The 19,832-nt window shown below is 69.6% G+C and carries 21 protein-coding genes; 11 read left to right on the forward strand and 10 right to left on the reverse strand.

Going from position 1 to position 19,832, the window contains the following annotated elements; all coding sequences use genetic code 11:
- The first annotated feature begins 18 nt into the window (after positions 1–18).
- The 3 genes from sppA to NKI68_RS12455 all read left to right on the forward strand — a co-directional run bounded on the left by sppA (position 19) and on the right by NKI68_RS12455 (position 3,010).
- Positions 19–1,014 carry a signal peptide peptidase SppA gene (gene sppA / locus NKI68_RS12445; RefSeq protein WP_254543420.1) on the forward strand — a complete coding sequence of 332 codons (996 nt, stop codon included), beginning with the start codon at positions 19–21 and terminating at the stop codon, positions 1,012–1,014.
- A gap of 32 nt (positions 1,015–1,046) precedes the next feature.
- The gene (locus tag NKI68_RS12450) at positions 1,047–2,168 is read left to right on the forward strand and encodes a DUF373 family protein (RefSeq protein WP_254543421.1); all 1,122 of its coding nucleotides are present in this window, start codon (positions 1,047–1,049) and stop codon (positions 2,166–2,168) included.
- Positions 2,169–2,293: 125 nt separating this feature from the next.
- Positions 2,294–3,010, forward strand: coding sequence for a diphthine--ammonia ligase (locus NKI68_RS12455; RefSeq protein WP_254543422.1), 717 nt, complete (start codon positions 2,294–2,296; stop codon positions 3,008–3,010).
- Between the two features lie 232 nt (positions 3,011–3,242).
- On the opposite strand, the gene NKI68_RS12460 is transcribed toward NKI68_RS12455, so the two are convergent.
- A complete protein-coding gene (locus NKI68_RS12460; RefSeq protein WP_254543423.1) occupies positions 3,243–3,872 on the reverse strand; it encodes a cysteine hydrolase family protein in 630 nt (209 codons plus the stop codon).
- Between the two features lie 715 nt (positions 3,873–4,587).
- On the opposite strand from NKI68_RS12460, the gene NKI68_RS12465 reads away from it, so the two are divergent.
- Complete coding sequence (locus NKI68_RS12465) at positions 4,588–5,439, forward strand: DUF5694 domain-containing protein (RefSeq protein WP_254543424.1); 852 nt, start codon at positions 4,588–4,590, stop codon at positions 5,437–5,439.
- Positions 5,440–5,867: 428 nt separating this feature from the next.
- Here the strand turns inward: NKI68_RS12465 and NKI68_RS12470 are convergent, their stop codons facing one another.
- Positions 5,868–6,824, reverse strand: a complete 957-nt coding sequence (locus tag NKI68_RS12470; protein ID WP_254543425.1) for a nucleotidyltransferase family protein — start codon at positions 6,822–6,824, stop codon at positions 5,868–5,870.
- 109 nt (positions 6,825–6,933) lie between these two features.
- Between NKI68_RS12470 and NKI68_RS12475 the strand changes: the two genes are divergently transcribed.
- Positions 6,934–7,224, forward strand: a complete 291-nt coding sequence (locus NKI68_RS12475; RefSeq protein WP_254543426.1) for a transcriptional regulator — start codon at positions 6,934–6,936, stop codon at positions 7,222–7,224.
- A gap of 57 nt (positions 7,225–7,281) precedes the next feature.
- Here NKI68_RS12475 and NKI68_RS12480 read toward each other — a convergent pair whose 3' ends face one another.
- From NKI68_RS12480 to NKI68_RS12505, 6 genes are all read right to left on the reverse strand, one after another.
- On the reverse strand, positions 7,282–7,731 hold the full coding sequence (locus tag NKI68_RS12480; RefSeq protein ID WP_254543427.1) for a Rieske (2Fe-2S) protein: 450 nt from the start codon (positions 7,729–7,731) through the stop codon (positions 7,282–7,284).
- Positions 7,732–7,755: 24 nt separating this feature from the next.
- Positions 7,756–8,715 carry an aminotransferase class IV gene (locus tag NKI68_RS12485; RefSeq protein WP_254543428.1) on the reverse strand — a complete coding sequence of 320 codons (960 nt, stop codon included), beginning with the start codon at positions 8,713–8,715 and terminating at the stop codon, positions 7,756–7,758.
- On the reverse strand, positions 8,700–9,266 hold the full coding sequence (locus tag NKI68_RS12490) for an anthranilate synthase component II (protein WP_368410829.1): 567 nt from the start codon (positions 9,264–9,266) through the stop codon (positions 8,700–8,702). Before NKI68_RS12490 ends, NKI68_RS12485 begins: the two co-directional genes overlap by 16 nt.
- 220 nt (positions 9,267–9,486) lie before the next feature.
- The gene (gene pabB, locus NKI68_RS12495; RefSeq protein ID WP_254543430.1) at positions 9,487–10,968 is read right to left on the reverse strand and encodes an aminodeoxychorismate synthase, component I; all 1,482 of its coding nucleotides are present in this window, start codon (positions 10,966–10,968) and stop codon (positions 9,487–9,489) included.
- Positions 10,969–11,035: 67 nt separating this feature from the next.
- Complete coding sequence (locus NKI68_RS12500; protein WP_254543431.1) at positions 11,036–11,791, reverse strand: helix-hairpin-helix domain-containing protein; 756 nt, start codon at positions 11,789–11,791, stop codon at positions 11,036–11,038.
- Between the two features lie 26 nt (positions 11,792–11,817).
- A complete protein-coding gene (locus NKI68_RS12505; protein WP_254543432.1) occupies positions 11,818–12,612 on the reverse strand; it encodes a shikimate dehydrogenase in 795 nt (264 codons plus the stop codon).
- Positions 12,613–12,771: 159 nt separating this feature from the next.
- On the opposite strand from NKI68_RS12505, the gene NKI68_RS12510 reads away from it, so the two are divergent.
- From NKI68_RS12510 to NKI68_RS12535, 6 genes are all read left to right on the forward strand, one after another.
- Positions 12,772–14,163 (forward strand): calcium:cation antiporter family protein, encoded by a 1,392-nt coding sequence (locus NKI68_RS12510; RefSeq protein ID WP_254543433.1) that lies wholly within the window; start codon positions 12,772–12,774, stop codon positions 14,161–14,163.
- 158 nt (positions 14,164–14,321) lie between these two features.
- On the forward strand, positions 14,322–15,659 hold the full coding sequence (locus tag NKI68_RS12515; protein WP_254543434.1) for a D-aminoacyl-tRNA deacylase: 1,338 nt from the start codon (positions 14,322–14,324) through the stop codon (positions 15,657–15,659).
- A gap of 67 nt (positions 15,660–15,726) precedes the next feature.
- Complete coding sequence (gene ftsZ, locus NKI68_RS12520; protein WP_254543435.1) at positions 15,727–16,902, forward strand: cell division protein FtsZ; 1,176 nt, start codon at positions 15,727–15,729, stop codon at positions 16,900–16,902.
- A gap of 159 nt (positions 16,903–17,061) precedes the next feature.
- On the forward strand, positions 17,062–17,235 hold the full coding sequence (locus tag NKI68_RS12525; protein WP_254543436.1) for a protein translocase SEC61 complex subunit gamma: 174 nt from the start codon (positions 17,062–17,064) through the stop codon (positions 17,233–17,235).
- Positions 17,235–17,672: a transcription elongation factor Spt5 gene (locus NKI68_RS12530; RefSeq protein WP_254543437.1), complete on the forward strand. Its 438-nt coding sequence runs from the start codon at positions 17,235–17,237 to the stop codon at positions 17,670–17,672. The genes NKI68_RS12525 and NKI68_RS12530 overlap by 1 nt, the downstream gene beginning before the upstream one ends.
- 150 nt (positions 17,673–17,822) lie before the next feature.
- On the forward strand, positions 17,823–18,551 hold the full coding sequence (locus NKI68_RS12535) for a PHP-associated domain-containing protein (protein WP_254546429.1): 729 nt from the start codon (positions 17,823–17,825) through the stop codon (positions 18,549–18,551).
- A gap of 40 nt (positions 18,552–18,591) precedes the next feature.
- Here NKI68_RS12535 and NKI68_RS12540 read toward each other — a convergent pair whose 3' ends face one another.
- Both NKI68_RS12540 and NKI68_RS12545 read right to left on the reverse strand, forming a co-directional pair.
- The gene (locus NKI68_RS12540) at positions 18,592–19,083 is read right to left on the reverse strand and encodes a metal-dependent hydrolase (RefSeq protein WP_254543438.1); all 492 of its coding nucleotides are present in this window, start codon (positions 19,081–19,083) and stop codon (positions 18,592–18,594) included.
- A 23-nt stretch (positions 19,084–19,106) separates the two neighbouring features.
- Positions 19,107–19,625, reverse strand: a complete 519-nt coding sequence (locus tag NKI68_RS12545) for a CinA family protein (protein WP_254543439.1) — start codon at positions 19,623–19,625, stop codon at positions 19,107–19,109.
- Positions 19,626–19,832: the final 207 nt, after the last annotated feature.

A 19,832-nucleotide genomic window follows, 5' to 3' on the forward strand; every position in this document is an offset into this window, starting at 1 on the left:
CCGCATCCAGTACGTGCCATGGCAAGGCCAAACAGTGGTGAGCGGGCCGTCGCTCGCGCGGTCGTGGTACTGGCGGTGGCGCTCGTCGCGGCCGTCGTCGGGTTCGCCCTCTTCGTCGTTCTCCCGAACGAGCGGACCGCGTTCGGCGTGTTGCTCGCCGTCCTCGCGGGCGTACTCGGCGCGCGCGTCGGGGGTCGCGTCGCGTCGCGGGCGTTCCCCGGGTACAACGTCGCGGAGGTCGCGGTCGAGGGACCCATCACGCGCTCCGGTCGCGGTCGGTTCCCGAACCGCGTGCGGGGGACGCCCGCGGACGACGTCGTCGAGCAGATCGAGGCCGCTGGTGACGACGACAACGCGAAGGCGCTGTTGCTGAAGCTCAACACGCCCGGCGGCGAGGTCGTCCCGAGCGACGACATCCGCGCGGCCGCGGCGGCGTTCGACGGGCCGACGATCGCCTACGCGACGGACACCTGCGCGAGCGGTGGCTACTGGATCGCGAGCGGGTGCGACGAGCTGTGGGCGCGCGAGACGAGCGTCGTCGGCTCCATCGGCGTCATCGGCTCGCGGGTGAACGCGAAGGAGTTCGCCGACGAACTCGGCCTCAGCTACGAGCGCTTCGCCGCCGGGCGGTTCAAGGACGCCGGCGCGGCGCTCAAGGAGGTCACCGAGGACGAGCGCGAGTACCTGCAGGGGCTCATCGACGACTACTACGAGCACTTCGTCGAGCGGGTCGCGGAGGGGCGGGACCTCTCGCCGGAGCTGATCCGCGACACCGAGGCGCGCGTCTACCTCGGGGAGCGGGCGCACGAGCTGGGTCTCGTGGACGCCCTCGGCACGCGCGAAGACGCCGTCGACCGCGTCGAGGAACTCCTCGGCGTCGAGGCGAGCGTCACGACGTTCGAACCCACGCGGAGCCTCCGAGAGCGCCTCGGTCGCGGCGCGGAGTCGGTCGCCTACGCCCTCGGCGCGGGCGTCGCCAGCCGGTTCGACGACGACGTGGACGTCAGGCTGTAGGTTTTTTACCCCGGTAGCTCATGCCGGAAAGCGTGGGAACGCTGGTACTGTGTATCGACCGCGGCGGGAGCGTCGATCTGGACGTCCCGCTGGTCGGCGAGGAGGCGGTCGCCGATCTCGTGACCGAGGTGGGCGTCGAGGACCCCGAGGACAGCCACGTGAACTGCCTGCTGGAGGGGTTGAAGGTCGCGCGCGACCTGCGAGCCGACGGCGACGAGCCGATCGTCGCCGTGCTGTCCTGCGTCGGAAACACCGTGGAGGCCAACCGCGCGCTCGCCGCCCAGGTCGACGATCTGGTCGAGGCCTACCGGCCCGACGGTGCCGTCGTCGTCGTGGACAGCGCCGAGGACGAGCAGACGCTCCCCATCATCGAGAGCCGGGTCCGCGTCGACGCCGTCGACCGGGTCATCGTCCGGCAGGCGCGCGACATCGAATCGACCTACTACCTGCTGAAGCAGGTGCTCGCGGACGAGGAACTCCGCAAGACCGTCCTCGTCCCGGTGGGCGTGGCGCTCCTCGCCTTCCCCGCGCTGCTCGCGGCGGCCGACAGCGTCACCGTCGCCGTCGCGGTCGTCGCCGGCGTCATCGGCGTGTTCTTCCTCTACAAGGGCCTCGGCGTCGACGACGCGCTCGCGGGCCTCCCCAGGGAGATCCAGACGGCCTTCTACGCCGGGCGCGTGTCCGTCGTCACCTACGTCGTGGGCGTCGGCCTGGCGCTCGTCGGGGTGTTCCTCGGGGCCATCGGCACCTCGGGTTTGTCGGATCCGGTGTTGATGGCCCTCGAGTTCGTCCACGAGAGCGTTCCGTGGTTCGCCCTCGGGGCGCTCGCGGCCGCCATGGGTCGGCTCATCGACGAGTGGCTCGCCAACGACCGCGTCCGGAGTTCGTTCATGAACCTCCCGTTCGGCGTCGTCGGCCTCGGGTTCGTCGTCCGCGGGTTCACCGGCTTCTTCCTCGAACGGGCGGGCGTGATCGACCGTGTCCGCGTCCCCCGGCTCGTCCTCGGTCCCGTCTCGGTCGACGGCTTCGCGCTCACGGCCGGGACGCGCCTCGCGGTGTTCATCGTCCTCGGCCTGCTCATCAGCGTCCTCGGCGTCGGCATCTCGTCGTACGTGAGCGGGGCGAGCGTCGAGGAGGTCGAGGGGCGCGCCTGACACTGTCTGCCGTACGTCGTCACGGATCTCGCCACCCCGAGGTGGCGAGTCGCGTCACGACGGGACGTCCGACGGGATGAGCCGCCGATCGCAGCCCGTTTATCCCTCCCTCGGCTAGCGCCGCCATGCAACCGCGACCGTGGGTCAGCCTCTTCTCCGGCGGCAAGGACTCCTCGTGGGCCCTCCATCGCGCGCTCGAAGCGGGCCACCCCGTCGAACGCCTCGTCACCGTCCACCCGGCGGGCGACTCCTACATGTACCACGTCCCCGCCACGGACCTCGCGGAACTCGCCGCCGAGTCGGTGGGTATCCCCCTCGTCTCCGTGCGACCGGCGGACTTCGGCGCGGACGACGTCGCCGACGCGGGCGCGCAGGGCGACGCCGAACTCGAACCGCTCGAAGCCGCCCTGCGCGACCTCGCGGCCGACCTCGGCGGCATCGGCGGCGTCACCGCCGGCGCGGTCGAGAGCACCTTCCAGACCGACCGCATCCGGGCGATGTGCGACCGCCTCGACGCGGAGCTGTTCGCCCCCCTCTGGCGGCGCGACCCCCACGACCTCGCGGACGCCATGCTCGACGCCGGCTTCGAGGTCCTGATCGTCCAGGTCGCGGCGGCCGGCCTCGACGAGTCCTGGCTCGGGCGTACGCTGGACGCCGACGCCCTCGCGGACCTCGAGGCGCTCAACGACCGCTACGGCGTCCACGTCCTCGGCGAGGGCGGCGAGTTCGAGACGCTGGTCGTGGACGCGCCGCACATGGAGCGACGGATCGAACTGGAGTACGAGACGGAGTGGGACGGGACGCGGGGGCGGTTGCAGATCGAGGACGCGTGGCTAGCGTAGACGGAGCGTCCGCGCGAGCGAAGCGAGCGCGGTTCACCGTCCCGAGCAAGCGGTAGCGAGCGAGGGACGGCCCTTTTGGTGCAGATTTTGCGAGGAGCGGTTCCCGTAGCGAGCGCGGAGCGCGAGCGAGGAAACCCGACGAGCAGAAAGGTGCTGGAGTACGAGACGGAGTGGGACGGGACGCGTGGTCGACTTCGCATCGAGGACGCGTGGCTCGGCGACTGACGACCGACTAAACCGTCGTCGACGAGCGATCGAACGCCACTTCGGCGGACGGTAGAACGGTGACGGCGCGCTCCGGATGGACGACGGTCGGAAGGACGGCGTTGTGGTGGACGATGGTCGTCGTGGCGGGGAGGTCGTCGCGGTCGACGGTCGTGTGAGCATCGCTGACTAGCGTGACGTCGAATCCCTCGCTGAGCGCCCGACGGCAGGTCGTATCCACGCACTGCTCGGTGGCGAACCCGACCGTGACCACTCGCTCGACATCGCGCTCGCGGAGCACCGTACCGAGGTCAGAATCGTCGAAGCTGTCGCAGGCACGCTTTCTGATGACCGGTTCGTCGTCGGAGGGTACGATCCGGTCGGCGATCTCCCAGCCGCGCGTCCCGACCTCGGCGGGGTGACCGGACTCGCCGTCGTGCTGGACGTAGACGACTGGAACCTCGGCATCGCGAGCGTCGGCGACGAGGTCAGTGATCCTGCCCAGTACCGCATCGGCATCGTGAGCGAGTCCCGGATCTTCGAAGAAGGCGTGCTGAACATCCACGACGAGGAGAGCGGAACTCATGGCCTCGAGAAGCAGGTCGTTGACAAGAAGATATCGTTCGATAGAACCGCGATATAGGTCGCCGAGCACCACGAATACGCCGAAGTACGATCCGACGAGGAAGACGACGCGGGGCGACGGAAAGCTTACCTGATGGATCGTGTTTGTCGAGGATAATGACCTCTCGAATTCCTCGCCGTTCTTTGGCTTTGAGTGTGATCACTGCGTGCGTCGTGGTCTTTCTCGCGGGAGCATGGGTGAGCGGCGTTGGAGCGGGAACAGCCGACGACCCGATAACCGCGACAGGTACTCTCGACTTCGGGGATGGTCGGTACTATCCGTCGAACGACACTGTCCGCCTGGTGGTTGCGCGAGGAGGGGACGAACCGAGATACGCGACCGTTCCGTTCGAACAGTACACGCGTTTTCGCTGCTATCGAATCGCCAATGACCGAGTGCAGACCCTTCTCGAGAGACGGTATACCAATTCAGATGGGTACACCGGGAGTGGATATAGTACCGACGGCGTCCACGTCACTGCGTCGTATGACCCCCGTGTCAATCCCGATTATCTCTCCCTCCTTCGGACCTTTCCCAGAAGCGTGATGGTCACACTACAGTACGAAGATGGAACCGAGACCTGCGCTGTCCCGATTCACATCGACGGGGCGTTAGACACCCCCCGAGCGATGTGAATCGTTCACCGTTCCTCTACGGACGGCGTCATTGTGATCCCCGTATCGAACGGTATACGCTCTGAGAACCACGGAAAGGGGGTTTATATTCAAGAGGCAGGATCTCGCATCTGATGGCAGAGAATAAAATAGATGAAACGGTTTCCGACGCGTGGCCGGAGTGCAAGCCCGGCCAAGTGCGAGTGCTCCTACTCGGGACGTATCACATGGACAATCCGGGGTTAGACACGGTGAACGTCGACGCGGACGACGTTCTCACGGAACGCCGGCAGGACGAACTCACAGACCTGGTTGCTTGCCTCGTGAAGTGGGAGCCCCAGCGGGTCGCCGTCGAGCGTCCCTACGACCGGAGCGACGAGGTAAACGCGCTCTATCGGGAGTACCGCGCCGGTGTACGGTCATACGAACGGGAGGAGGAGATCGAGCCTCCGCACCCGTATCGCGACGAATTACACACGGAGTGTCGGAGCGAGGTCGTCCAGATCGGATTTCGACTCGCGGAGGTGCTGGATCACGAGCAGGTTTATCCAATCGACTACCCGGTGTGGCTCGCCAACGAAGACGCGGAGGCGTTGGAGGAGCGCGGAGTCGAACCGGACGCCAAGACGCAGGTCACCGTGACTGATCTCGAAGCGTTCGAGCGCGAGCAGAACGAGCGACTCGCCGACTCGACTATTCCCGAGTACCTGCGCTGGATGAATCGAGAGGAGCACCTCCGGGTCAATCACGAGGGGATGTTCCACAGGTTCATCCCGTGGGGGGAGGGGGACAACTTCGGCGGTCCGCGGTTGCTCGCGACGTGGTACGACCGGAACATTCGGATGGTCCACAACCTCTGGCGAGCGATGGAGCCCGGCGACGAGCGGATGGTGCTCGTCGTCGGGTCCGGACACGTTCGCGTCTTGCGACACCTCCTCACCGAGTCGCCGATGTTCTGTCCGGTGAGTCCACGTCCGTATCTGTAGCTCGGGTACCTCACTCGGTTTACGGTCCATGCTCGTGGCGTACGACAGTTAGAGGTCAGTACGGAGTCGTCCGACGGGGCGATTCGTCGAGTCACTGCACTGCGGTCGAAGAACGTAACTCGGTGATTCGACACCGCAGACACACGGTCGCGTCGAACGGCCGTGCTCGGTGGTGATCCACGGCCGGAAGGACACGCGTAGCTGTATATACGACCCCGCACACAGCCACCGCATGACGAATTCTCAGGGCCGGAAGGGCTACGATACATGGTGCTCGGCGTCGAGTTGACGCTCCTGGCGATCTTCGTCACACAGCTCTTTTGAACCCCGATCGTGCTCCTGCTGCCGCTCGTCGGCGTGATACTGACGGTCGGCGGGTTCGCGATCGAGGGCGGTCGCTTCCGGTAACTCGCGGTGACCCGTCTCACCTACTGCAACCGCGAGTACGACCCCACGAGCGAGCCCCGCAGGTCCTTCCCCTCGATGCGACAGTGCTCGTCGACGATGGAGTCGGAGATCGACGCGCCGACGACCGCCGTCTCGTGGAAGACGACGGCGTTCGAGAGCGACACGTCGGAGAGGGTCGCGCCGGGCATCACGTGGACGTTCCCGCCGAGGTCGCAGTCCTCGACCCGGGCGTCCTCCGCGACCAGGGTCCCGCCGTCGAGCGCCCACGCCACCGCTTCGAGGTAGGCCTCGGGCGTGCCGATGTCGAACCAGGGCTCGTCGAACTGGTAGGCGTAGACCGCCTCGTTCGCCTGGAGCCACTCGATGAACCAGCCCGGTTCGTCGGGGTTGTTGTCGCCCTCGAGGTACTCCGCGAAGCGGACCGACTCCTCGGGGAAGGCGTAGCAGGCGATGGAGACGAGCGTGCTCTTCGGATCCTCGGGTTTCTCCTGGAAGTCGACGACGCGGTCGCCGTCGAGCGCGACCAGACCGTAATCCGTCGCCTTCTCCCGGGAGCCGACGTCGTAGGCGGCCAGCGTGGGCGCGCCGCGCTCCTCGAAGTCGTCGAGGAAGTCCCCCATCGAGAAGCCCATGAGGTTGTCGCCGGCGACGACGAGGAGGTCGTCGTCCACCCCCTCGCGCTCGACGAGCTGGGCGAGCGCGCCGATGACGCCGAACTTCTCGTCCTCCGCGACCGTCTCCTCGATGGAGAGCTGCGTCTTCTCGTAGTGCTCGTCGTCGAGGTGCCGCTCGAACGAGCCGGCGAAGCGCTCGTTCGTGCTGATGTAGACCCGATCGATGCGGTCGTCCGCCTCCAGTTCCGCCAGAATACGATCGATGACCGTCGTGTCGCCCACCGGGAGGAGCATCTTCGGGCGGTGGCGGGTGATCGGCCAGAGTCGAGTCGCGTAGCCACCCGCCAAGACGACTGCGTACATACTCGCCGCGTCTCCTCCCGCGCGCATAGGCATTGCGGCTTCAAACTCGGAACGTTCGGATTCGCGACCCCGAGAAAGGGTTTTACCGGTCGGCGTCGAGCGTCGATGCATGCGCACCGAGCGCGAGACGACCCGCCAGCGCATCGCGGATCACCTCCGCCGCGAACCCGCCGCCCCCGGCACCCTCGCCGCCGAATTCGGCGTTCGAACCGGGACGGCGCTCTCGCACGTCGAACACATCGCGAAGTCGCTCGACGGGACCGACGAACGGCTGCTCGTCGCGCCCCCGGCGTGTCGCGAGTGCGGGTTCGACGGGTTCGACGACCTCCTGAATCGCCCCTCGCGGTGCCCGGAGTGCAAGGCGGAGAGCGTCGAGGAACCGACGTTCACGATCCGCTGATCGGCGCGAAAGGCGAGGCGGCGCGGACCGAGGGACGCCGCGGGCCGATGAGCGCGGTCAGGTACCGGAGAAGTCGATGCGGCTCCCCGTCGAGAGGTCGTGCTCGCCGGAGGGGCCGAGGTTGGCGAACTCGTAGCGGTCGTCGGCGAGGTAGACCGCGCCGTCCTCGACCGCGACGGCCACCTCCTCCAGGTAGGCCCCCTCGCAGGGACCGAAGGTACAGTAGCCGGAGTCCCGCTCGAAGGTCGCGCCGTGGCGCTGACAGACGATCTCGCCGTCTCTGACCATCGCGCCGCTCCCCTTGTCGAGGCGCACGTCCGTCCAGTGCTGACAGTAGTTCTTCCACGCGGCGACCGACGCGTCCCCGCCGGTCGCCCCCTCGTCGTCCTCCGTCGCGAGTCTGATCAGGACGACCTCCTCCGTGTCGAACCCGTCGCGGACGGTGAACAGCAGCGTCCCGTCCTCGGGCACCTCCTCAACGCTCGCGATGCGGCGGTCCTCGTCCATGCCTCGCGTTCGGTCGCCGACGGTTCAAGGGTTGTGGTCGCCGTCGTCGCCGTCGTCGCCGTCGTCGGCGTCGGGCGCGTCGGGCGCGGACGGCTCTCGCCGGGACGACTCCCGACGGTAACAGCGCTCCTCGACGTGCTCGTCGAACAGGCGCGCCAGCAGGCGGGTGATCGGCCCCGCGCCGACCTCGATGCCGTCCACGCTCGCGATCGGCCGCACCTCCCACGTCGTGTTCGTGAGGAACGCCTCGTCGGCCCCGCGCACGTCGTCGGGCGCGTACCGGCCGACCTCGACGGGGAACACCTCGTCCGCGGCGAGGTCGAGGACGACCCGCCGGGTGACCCCCGGGAGGATCGACCCCTCCGCCGGCGTCTTGAGCGTCCCGTCGTCCACGAAGAAGAGGTTGCTCGTCGCCCCCTCCGCGACGAACCCGTCGGCGTCGCGCATCAGCGCCTCGTCGGGGCGGTAGGCGTCGCTCGACGCCCGCCGGAGTTCGAGGCGCGCGAGGATCCCGTTGAGGTAGTTGTGCGTCTTCAGGTCGGGCGGGAGCGCGTTCGGGGCCGTCCGGCGGGTCTTCACCGACTGGACGACCGCGGGGCCGTCCCACACCGACTCGCCGCCGAGGCCGCCCCGCGGGAGCGGTTCGACGACGACCACGACCGACGGGTCCACGTCCTCGGCGGGGGTGAGCCGTCCCGGCTGGACGCCTCGCGTGACCGAGGCGCGGACGTAGGCGTCTTCGAGGTCGTTCGCGTCGAGCGCCTCCGCGATCCGGAGCGCGAGGTCGTCCGGTGCGGCGTCGGGCATGCCGAGCGCCTCGCAGGTGCGCTCCAGGCGCGCGCGGTGGGCGTCCCACTCGAACACCTCGCCGCCGTAGGCGCGGAGCGTCTCGAAGGCGGCGTCGCCGTAGAGAAAGCCCCGGTCGCGGACGCTCACCGTCGCCTCCTCGGCAGGTACCAGTTGGCCGTTCACGTGGTAGTACATAGCTGACAGAAGTTCCGCACCATTCGCTCGCCGTGTTCGGTCAGGATGCTCTCCGGGTGGAACTGGACGCCCTCGTGCGGTCGCTCGGCGTGTCGGACGCCCATCACCACCCCATCGTCGGTCCGGGCGGTCGCCTCGAGGGAGGCGGGGAGGTCGGGGTCGGTCACCGCGAGCGAGTGGTAGCGACCGACCGTGAGGCGCTCGGGGAGGCCCGCGAAGATCCCCCGGCCGTCGTGCGTGATCGTCGAGGGCTTGCCGTGGACGACCTCGGGCGCGTGGCCGACCGCGACGCCGTTGGCGACGCAGAGCGCCTGATGGCCGAGGCAGACGCCGAGCGTCGGGTAGTCGAGGTCGGCGAAGACGGCCGTCGAGACGCCCGCCGCCTCGGGCGTTCCGGGGCCGGGCGAGACGACGATCCCGTCGGGGTCGAGCGCCCGGATCCCCGCCGCGTCGATCGCGTCGTTGCGCCGGACGACCACCTCGTCGTGGACGCCGACGTACTGGACGAGGTTGTACGCGAACGAGTCGTAGTTGTCGACGACGAGGATCACGGACAACCACCTTTTTTCACGGGGTCCTCGGCGCGGCTTCGCCGCGCCTCGAACCCCGCCAAAAAATCTGCATTGTTGGACGCTTCGCGTCCAACAGGCTTCCAGAACCGCCACGCGGTTCTGGAAGGACCAAAAAAGGCCGGGCGCTCACTGCGTTCGCGCCCGGTGAACCGCTCACTCCCTGCGGTCGCTCGCGGATGCCGTGTCCGTTCTCGTAGGATCATCGTCCCTCCATCGTCAACCGCTGCTCTTCGAGCGCGGCGTCGAGCGCGTTCACGAGCGCCCGACCCTTCGCCAGCGTCTCCTCGTCCTCGCGCTCCGCGACCGAGTCGTGGACGATCCCCGCGCCGACGCGCAGGTGGTACTCCTCGCGGTGGCGTACGAGCGTCCGGATGACGATGTTGAGCGTTACCCGGCCGTCGAAGCCGAACGCACCGATGCTCCCGGTGTAGGGCCCGCGGCGGGTCGCCTCGACCTCGTCGATGATCGCCATCGTCCGGGGCTTGGGCGCGCCGGTGACGGTCCCGCCGGGGAAGACCGCCGCGATCACGTCCGCGAGGTCGCACCCCTCGCGCAGGCGACCCTCGACGAGCGAGACGAGGTGCATCACCTCCGAGTAGCGGTCCACGCGGCGGTACTCGGTCACCTCGACGCTCCCGTACTCGGACACCTTCCCGAGGTCGTTGCGTTCGAGGTCGACGAGCATCGCGTGCTCGGCGCGCTCCTTCCCGTCCGCGAGGAGGTCGCGCTCCAGCGCCGCGTCCGCCTCGGGGGTCGCGCCGCGCGGTCGTGTCCCGGCGATGGGTTCGGTGACGACGCGGTCGCCCTCGAGGCGGACGAGCAGTTCCGGGCTGGCGCAGACGAGGTCACAGGAGGGGAACTCGACCAGCGCCGAGTAGGGCGCGGGGTTCACCTCGCGGAGCGCGGCGTAGACCTCGACGGGGTGGACGGCGGCCGGCGCGCGCAGGCGCTGGGAGACGTTCGCCTGGAAGGTGTCGCCGCTTCGGACGTACTCCTCGACCTGGGCGACGCGCTCCGCGAACGCCGCGGGCGAGCACTCGCGCTCGAAGCGCACCTCGCTCGCGGCGACCGGCGGCGGACCGACGGCGGGGTCGCCCGCCGTCGCGCGCTCGGCCAGCGCGAGCGCCCGGTCCAGCCCGCGCTCGTACGCCGCGGCGGGGTCGTCGCCGACGCGCGGGCAGGCCGTCACCCGGAGGGTCGTCTCGCCGTCGTGCGGTTCCTCCCACGCCGCGACGGCGTCGTAGACGGCCACCTCCAGGTGCGGCAGGGCGCGATCGTCGACCGCCGACTCCGGGAGGTCCTCCAGTTCGCGGGCGACGTCGTAGGAGAGCCAGCCGAAGGCCCCGCAGGGGTACGGTACGTTACAGTCGCCCCGGATCAGCGTCTCGCGGTCGAGTCGGCGGGCGAGCGTTCCGAGCGAGTCGAGCGAGTCGAGCGTGTCGCTCCCCCCGTCCGCGTCGGGCGCGACGGTCAGCGTCTCGATCGGCGAGACGGCGAAGTAGCCCCACCCGGGGCGGCCGCCGCTCGTCTCGAGGAAGACCGACGGCGAGCCGTCGCGGGCGCGGCGGTAGGCGAGAAACGGGTTGGCCGCGACGCGCACCTCGGCGGGGACGCGGGCGTCGGGAGGTGCGCCGCTCGCCGCCGCGGTGAAGTCGTCCCGGTCGGTCGCGACCGTCGGCATCACCGTCACGGAGGACGAGTCGGGATAACGGTCTTGCGATCGGCGACGGACGCTCGTCGACCGGTCGTCAGCGCTCTCTCGCCCGGTCGATCCACCGCTGGATGCGCTTCGCGGAGATGCCCGTCCGGTCGGACAGCGCCTCCGCGTCGGCGTCCGCGAGGTCGTCGATCGACTCGACGCCCGCGTCGGCGAGCGTCTCGGCGTAAGCGGGACCGATCCCCTTGAGGCGGGTGACGGGGCGGACCGTCTCCGGTTCTCCCGAGGCTGGCCCCGCCGCCTCGGCGGGTTCGGCGGCTTCGTCGCCCGTCTCGGCGCCGGCGGGGCCGGCGGCCTCCCCCGGCTCGACGCCCTCCTCCTCGTCGACCAGCGTCTCCGAGGAGGCGGCGGCGTCGGTTCCGGCCCCCGCCGCCTCCTCCTCCGCGATCGCCTCGGACTCGGTCTCCTCCGGTTCGGTCTCCTCCGCGGCGGTCTCGTCAGTCTCCGCCGCCGTCTCGGTTTCCGCGTCCTCCGCCTCCGCGCCCTCGGTCTCGCCCTCCTCGACCGACGGTTCCACGTCCTCGGGCTGTTCGGACTGCGAGGCGGGGCCGGCGGCCTCCGCCGGCTCTGCCGCCGCCTCGACGTCCTCCTCCGGCGGCTCCTCGGTGATCGACCCCGTGGATCCGGTCGCGTCCGTGTCCGCCGCGGCGGACTCGCGCCCCGTCTCGACCGCGTCGCTCTCCGACGGTTCGCGCTCGACGGTGACGCCGGCGGATGGCCGCGACTCACCGCCCTTCGAAGAATCCCCGATGCCGAGGACCGACTTAATTTTCTCGATGAGGCTCATATCCGGTAGTAGATAGGGAGGGACTATTAAAGACCTGCCCGAAGCGCGTCGTTCATCGCCGCGACGGGCGCGGGTCGGTCGGTCCAGCGCTCGAACGCCGCGACCCCCTGATAGAGGAGCATCCACGCGCCGTCCACGGTCGTCGCCCCCGCCGCGTCCGCGTCCCGGAGCAGGCGCGTCTCGACCGGCGCGTAGACCGCGTCGAGCACCGCGAGGTCGGCGTGGAGCGCCTCCGCGGGCACGGGCGATCGATCCTCCTCCATGCCGACGCTCGTGGCGTTGACGAGCACGTCGGCGTCCGCGAGCGCGTCGGGGAGGCCGTCGAGACCGCACGCGGTGGCGTCGCCGCCCACCGCCGCCGCGAGTTCATCGGCCCGCGCCACGGTGCGGTTGGCGATCCGGACCCGCATCCCCTCGTCGGCGAGGCCGAACGCGACCGCCCGGCCCGCGCCACCCGCCCCGACGACGACGGCCGTCCCCGCGAGGTCGACGCCGTGCTCGCGGAGCGCGCGCACCGCCCCCTCGGCGTCGGTGTTGTAGCCGCGCATGGCGGGCACGTCGATCGCGTTGACCGCGCCGATGCGCGCGGCCAGCGGATCGGGGTCGACGAGGTCGAGCGCGTCGCGCTTGAACGGAATGGTGACGTTCAGGCCAGCGATGCCGAGCGCCCGCGCGCCGAAGACGGCGTCCGCGAGGTCGTCCGGCTCGGGTTCGAAGGTGACGTACCGGGCGTCCATATCGAGTTCGCGGTAGGCCGCCTCGTGCATCGGCGGCGAGAGGGAGTGCCCGACGGGATTGCCGATGAGTCCGAACACCTGCATGGGCGACCGGTCGGAACGAGGGGCGATAAGCGAGGCGGTCGACGCGCGCCGACGGGCCGGTGGGACGAGGGGCACCGCGTCGTCCTCTCTCCCGTCTCGGCCCGCTCGAATCGGAACGTAACAAAAGAGATACGTACGCTCCTCGCGCCACTTCACACGATGTTACGTCGTCTTCGCCATCCGCTTACTGCGGTCGCTCTGACGGTGCTTCTCACGCTCCCGTGGGTCTTCACGTGGGCGACCCACGGCGGACACGTTTCGCCCGGAGAGACGCTCCCGGCCGGTACGACGGTCGTCGTGGCGGGGCTCGCCGTCCTCGGCGCGTCGTTCCTGCTGGCGTGGGGGGCCGAGACGGCCGAGAAGGACGTCCCCCGGGCGTTCGCCATCGCGGTCCTGGCGGTGCTCGCCGTCGCCCCCGAGTACGCCGTCGACGCGCTCTACGCGTGGCAGGCCGGGGCCTTCGAGGGAACGGCGCGCGGGACCGAGGCGGCCAACCTCGCGGTCGCCAACATGACCGGGGCGAACCGCATCCTCATCGGGATCGGCTGGTCGGCCATCGCGCTCTTCACCGTCTTCCGCGCGAAGACGTCCCACGACCCCGCCGTCAAATTCCGCGACGGGTTCCTCCGCGACGCGGTCGAACTCGACCGCGACATCGCCACCGAGATCGCCTTCCTGCTCGCGGCGACGGCGTTCGCGTTCTTCGTCCCGTTCAGCATGGCGACGCTCGACAACGGCGGTCCCGCCGGCGGCATCGGCCTCGTCGACACCGCCGTCCTCGTCGGTCTCTACCTCCTCTACATTTCGATCATCATCCGCGGCGACGTCGAGGAACACGAGGGGCAGGTCGGCGTCCCGGCGTACCTCCAGTCGTTCTCGAAGGGGCCGCGGATCGCCAGCGTGATCCTGCTGTTCGCCTACTCCGGCACGATGATCTTCATCGCGGTCGAACCGTTCGCTCACGGACTCGAGATCCTGGGCGAGCAGGCCGGCGTTCCGCCGTTCTTCATGATTCAGTGGATCGCGCCGCTGGCGAGCGAGAGCCCCGAGTTGATCGTCGTCGCCTACCTCGTGAACAAGGCGCGCTCGACCGCCGGCTTCAACGCGCTCATCTCCTCGAAGCTCAACCAGTGGACGCTGCTCATCGGCACCCTCGCCGTCGTCTACAGCATCGCCGCAGGCCACCTCGGGGCGCTCCCGTTCGATCAGAAGCAGGTCGCCGAGATCTGGATCACCGCCGCACAGAGCCTGTTCGCGCTCGCCATCCTGTCCAACTTCGAGATCAGCATGCGCGAGGCGATCAGCCTGCTCGTCCTGTTCGTCTCGCAGGTCGTCATCGAGTTCGTCCTCATCCAGACGTTGCCCGAGGCCAGGGCCGAGGCGCTCAGCATCGACGTCCTCTACGCCTACACCGTCGTCTACCTCGTTCTCGGACTGTGGCTGTTCTACCGGCGGCGCGACGATCTCCGGCGGCTGTTCTCCCGGACGGCCACGACCGCCCAGGACGCCATCCGGTCGTCCCAGCCGCAGGCCGAACGCGCCGACGACTGAGTCCCGGTCGCGCCCGACGCTCGCTCCTCGATTCCCCGCTCTCGTCTTCGTCCGTCTCTCGCTCCGCTCCTCTCACCGTCCTCTCTCACCTCCTCGCCCCTCCTCGCCCCTCCGTCCACACCGACGCCGTTTAGCCCGCCGCCCGCCACGCTCCTCCCGTGCTCGGAATCGTCGTCAGCCGCGGGGACGCCGCGTCGGTCCACGTCGGCGAGCACCTGCTCGCGCTCGCCGACTGGACCGCGACCGAGGACGACGCCCGCCCCGACGCCGAGGGGGGCGGGACCGTCTACCGTCTCCCGGACGCCGAACTGCGCGAGTTCGACGCGCTGCATCTGGATCTCGACCGCGCCGACGAGGCCTTCGACGACCCCGACCTGCTCGCGTTCGCCTCCCGCCACTCGGGGGACACCGGACCGCTACTCACGGCCCACCACACCGGGAACTTCGGCGAGGCGACCTACGGCGGCGAGGACCGCGCCTTCGCCCGCGCCTGTCCGAACGCCCACGCTCGCGTGCTCGACGCCTTCCGCGAACGCGCCCCCGAGGGGTACGCGGTCGGGACGGAGTGCACCCACCACGGGCCGACCGCGATCGAGACGCCATCGATGTTCGTCGAACTGGGTAGCGAGGAGGCGCAGTGGCGCGACCCGGCGGGCGCGCGGGCGGTGGCCGAGGCCATCCTCGACCTCCGCGGCGTCGCGCCCGACCGCGAGCGGACGCTCGTCGGCTTCGGCGGCGGCCACTACGCCCCCCGCTTCGAGCGCGTCGTCCGCGAGACCGACTGGGCGGTCGGGCACGTCGCCGCCGACTGGTCACTGGAGGAACTCGGCCCCGTCAGGGCCCACCCGGACGTGATCGACCGGGCGTTCGAGCGCAGCGGCGCGCGTCACGCGCTCGTCGAGGGGACCCGCCCGCACCTCGTGGAGGTCGTGGAGGACCTCGGCTACCGCGTCGTGAGCGAGACCTGGGTGCGAGCGACGTCGGGCGTCCCCCTCGACCTCGTCGAACGGCTGGAGGACGAGGTGGCGACCGTCGAGGAGGGGTTGCGGTTCGGCAGCCGAACCGACGTCGACGCCGACGAGTGGAACGACTGGACGGTCGTCGGCCTCCCCGACGAACTCCTCGCGGAGGCCAACGGGATCGACCGCGAGGGCGTCCTCGCGGCCGCCCGCGAGCGGTCGATCGCCGTGACGACCGCGGAGAACGGGACGCTGTTCGCCGGGCGGGCGGTCGTCCCCGCGCGGGGCGACCGCGGCGCGCTCGTCGAGGCGCTCCTGGCCGTCCTCCGCGAGAAGTACGACGAGGTGGTCCGCGAGGGCGACGCGGCGGTCGCCCGGGAGATGGCGTTCGACCCGAGCCTGGCCCGGGAGGCGGGCGTCCCGGAGGGGCCGGCGTTCGGTCGACTGGCGGACGGCGAGGCGGTGACCGTCGACGGCGAGCGGATCGACCCCGCCGCCGTCCGCCGGGAGCGCGAGCGGACGTTCAGACTTTCGTGAACGTCTGACGACCGTCAGACAAACGGCGAAAGATAGTTATTTCGCGTCTGTAATTCATCGCGCAGGTATGGACTCGCTTATCGAGGAGGCCATCGACGAGGCCGAAGGCGAACGGGAGGAGAACGCCCCGCGTGGGAACGGGGTCGGGGGCGCGGGTCCCCAGAACACCGACCCGGTATCGTCCGCCGGGACGATGACCGACGAGGAACTCGCGGAGATCGTCCGCGACCTCGAGACGAAGATCACGGTGTTCGGCTGTGGCGGCGGCGGCGGCAACACCGTCACGCGGATGGCCCAGGAGGGCATCCACGGGGCGCGGCTCGTCGCGGCGAACACCGACGCCCAGCACCTCGCCGAACAGGTGCAGGCGGACACGAAGATCCTCATCGGGCGCACCCGCACCGGCGGACGCGGCGCGGGGTCGGTCCCGCAGATCGGCGAGGAGGCCGCCCAGGAGAACATCGAGGACATCCAGTCGGCCATCGGCGACTCCGACATGGTGTTCATCACCGCGGGACTCGGCGGCGGCACTGGCACGGGCTCCGCACCGGTCGTCGCGCAGGCCGCCCAGGAGGCCGGCGCGCTCACCATCGCCGTCGTGACGATCCCGTTCACCGCGGAGGGCGAGCGCCGCCGCGCGAACGCCGACGCGGGCCTCGAACGCCTCCGCTCGGTCGCGGACACCGTCATCGTCATCCCGAACGACCGGCTGCTCGATTACGCGCCGAACCTGCCGCTGCAGGACGCGTTCAAGATCTGCGACCGCGTGCTGATGCGCTCGGTCAAGGGGATGACCGAACTCATCACGAAGCCCGGGCTGGTGAACGTCGACTTCGCGGACGTGAAGACGATCATGGAGAACGGCGGCGTCGCCATGATCGGCCTCGGCGAGTCCGACTCCGAGAACAAGGCGCGCGACTCCATCCGCTCTGCGCTCCGCTCCCCGCTGCTCGACGTGAACTTCCAGAACGCCAACTCCGCGCTCATCAACGTCGTCGGTGGTCCCGACATGAGCATCGAGGAGGCGGAGGGCGTCGTCGAGGAGATCTACGAGCGCGTCGACACCGACGCGCGGATCATCTGGGGTGCGAGCGTCAACGCCGAGTTCGAGAGCAAGATGGAGACGATGGTCGTCGTGACCGGCGTCGAGTCGCCGCAGATCTACGGCAAGGGCGACGGACAGGAGCAGGTCGACACCCGCGAACTCACCGACGACGGCGACGACATCGACTACGTCGAGTGACGCTCGCGGGGGTTTCGATCCCCCTTCCCCCGCTCTCGATCTCTCCCTTCCCGTTTGCTCTTCCGCCGACCACCGATGGGCCGACGGGCCGACGTTTCTTCGCCAGTCGGGGTGTAGAAAGGTAGAAAGATAGAAAAAGGCCCGTCGGTAAGGGCGGGTATGGAAGTTCCCAAAGACCTCTCTTCGTACGTTCGGGTGCTGAAGCTGGCGAGCACCCCCTCGCGCGAGGAGTTCGCACAGGTGGCGCTCATCGCCGGGGCCGGCATCGTGCTCGTCGGTTTCATCGGATTCGTCATCTTCGTGATCATGACGCTCCTCCCCGGAGGCGTCTAATGCCCATCTACGCCGTCAAGACCACGGCCAGCCAGGAGCGGACGGTCGCAGACATGCTCGTCAACCGGGAGGAGGAGTCCATTCACGCCGTCCTCGCGCCGGACTCGCTGACGAGTTACGTGATGGTCGAGGCCGACGACGCGACCGTCTTCGATCGCATCCTCGACGAGATCCCCCACGCGCGGGGGATCGTTCCGGGGGAGTCGTCGATCATGGAGGTCGAACACTTCCTCTCGCCGAAACCCGACGTCGAGGGGATCGCGGAGGGCGACATCGTGGAACTCATCGCCGGGCCCTTCAAGGGCGAGAAGGCGCAGGTCCAGCGCATCGACGAGAGCAAGGACCAGGTGACGGTCGAACTCTACGAGGCGACCGTCCCCATCCCCGTCACGGTCCGCGGCGATCAGATCCGCGTACTGGACAGCGAAGAGCGCTGACGCGCTCTCCGCGCTCCCGCGAACGGATCGACGGTCGTCCATTCACGAATCGCGGCCTTGGCTGACACGCGTCGTCGGATTCTGCAAAACGCAACCACTAACCTCCGTGCGGCGGAAGCGCCGCGAGTGAGCGACGAGTTCCGCGTGGACATGCACGTGAAGATCCTCGACGAGCGCGTCGTCGAGCGGGCGAAGGCCCGCGGCCTCGACGCCATCGTCTACGCGCCGCACTTCACTCGGTTGCCGAGCATCGAGGCCAAGGCCGACGCGTTCTCCGACGACGACCTCCTCGTGATCCCCGCCCGCGAGATATTCACGGGGTCGTGGCGCGACCGCAAGCACGTCCTCGCGGTGGGCCTCTCGAAGCCGGTCCCCGACTTCGTCACCCTCGACGGTGCGATGTGCGAACTCGACCGCCAGGGCGCGGCGGCGCTGGCTCCCCACCCCGAGTTCCTGAACGTGAGCCTGAGCGCGGCCGACCTCGAGCGCTACGACGTTCGGGCCGTCGAGGTGTACAACCCGAAGCACTGGGACTTTCACAACGAGCGGGCCCGCGAGATCGCGCGGCACGCGGGGCTTCCGGGGTTCGGTTCCTCGTACGCCCACCTCCGCGGGAGCATCGGCGAGGCGTGGACGACGTTCGAGGAGCCGATCGAGAGCGCGGCCGACCTCGCCGCGAGACTGCGATCGGGAGCGTCGATGCGGGTGTTCCACCGCGACGGGTTCGAACACAACCTCCGGCGGGCGCTCGAGTTCGCGCACCTCGGCTACGAGAACACCTGGGGGAAGGTCGATCGGATCCTCCTCTCGGCGACCGAACCGACCCACCCGGGGCACGTCGCGTACGAGGGTCGGTTCGACGACGTGCGGGTGTACTGACCGGGGTACGGGACGGTAGATACTCTCGGACGACGGGCGTCTACGGGGCGATCCCCGCGGGGAGCGCCCGAAACGCGCTCGCGACGACGCCGGGCGCGACGCGGACGAGCGCGTAGGCGACGGCGAGTTCGGCGGCGGTGACGGCGAGCGTGACGGCGTTTGCGTAGCGACTGCTCGTGGCGACGCCCGTCGGGAGACCGTACTCCCTCCGCAGCGGGTAGAACAGCGCGATGCCGCGCTTGCTGCCGACGACGTCGAGGACGTAGTGGGTGAGCACCCCCACCCAGACGAAGTGGAGGTTGTCGAAGACGACGGGGAAGGCGACGAACAACCCGAGGACGGGCAGGTTGTGCAGCGTCTTCCTGTGGACGCCGAACGCGGTGTCCACGTCGGGGAGGAGCGCGCCGAGGACCACGGGCACCGTCACCGCCACGACGGCGTAGAGGGTCCCCGCGTCGCCTCCCGGTTCGAGGACGAACCCCAGGCCGACGCCCAGCAGGAGGCCGTTGACGACGTGACCTTCTTTGTTCACGGGCCGACTCTCGGGAGCGCCCGCTAAGGCTCTTGCACTTCTCGTTCGAGGCGCGCGAGCAGGTCCGACAGCGCGCGCTCGGCGAACCGCCGCTTCAGTTCGGTCCGCGATCCCTCGAAGACGTACCGCTCGACGGTCGTCCGCGACGCGCCGGTACCCCAGGGCGCGGCGTTCGCGACGCCGACGTAGACCGTCCCGACGGGCTTCCCGTCGCTCCCGCCGGACGGGCCGGCGATGCCCGTCGTCGCCAGCCCCCACGTCGTGTCGGCGGTGTCGCAGACGCCGCGGGCCATCTGCCGGGCGACCGCCTCGCTCACCGCGCCGTGGGCGTCGAGCGCCTCGCGGGAGACGGCCAGCAGGTCCCGCTTCGCGTCGTAGGAGTAGGTGACGACAGACCGGTCGAAGTAGTCACTGGAGCCCGCCACGTCGGTGAGGAGCGACCCGACGAGGCCGCCGGTGCACGACTCGGCGACGGCGAGGGTGGCGTCCGCCGCGCGCAGCGCCTCGCCGACCCGCTCCGCGATCGGGGTGTCGTCGGCCATGGCGGGGGGAGGGACCGCGGGGGCAAGTAGCCACCGGCGGAGGATCGGAGAGGTCACTGGCGAGGGGATGGGGGTCGCGGTGCGCAGCCGATCGCGCGGGGAGCGGCGGATCGGGGAGCGATCGGCTATCCGGACTGACGGTCGTCGGGGCCACGTCGAACGACCGCGCCGCGAGGCGGCGTCCGAGGGATCTGGTTCCGTTCCGGT

This window comes from Halomarina pelagica (assembly GCF_024228315.1).
Lineage (GTDB): Archaea > Halobacteriota > Halobacteria > Halobacteriales > Haloarculaceae > Halomarina > Halomarina pelagica.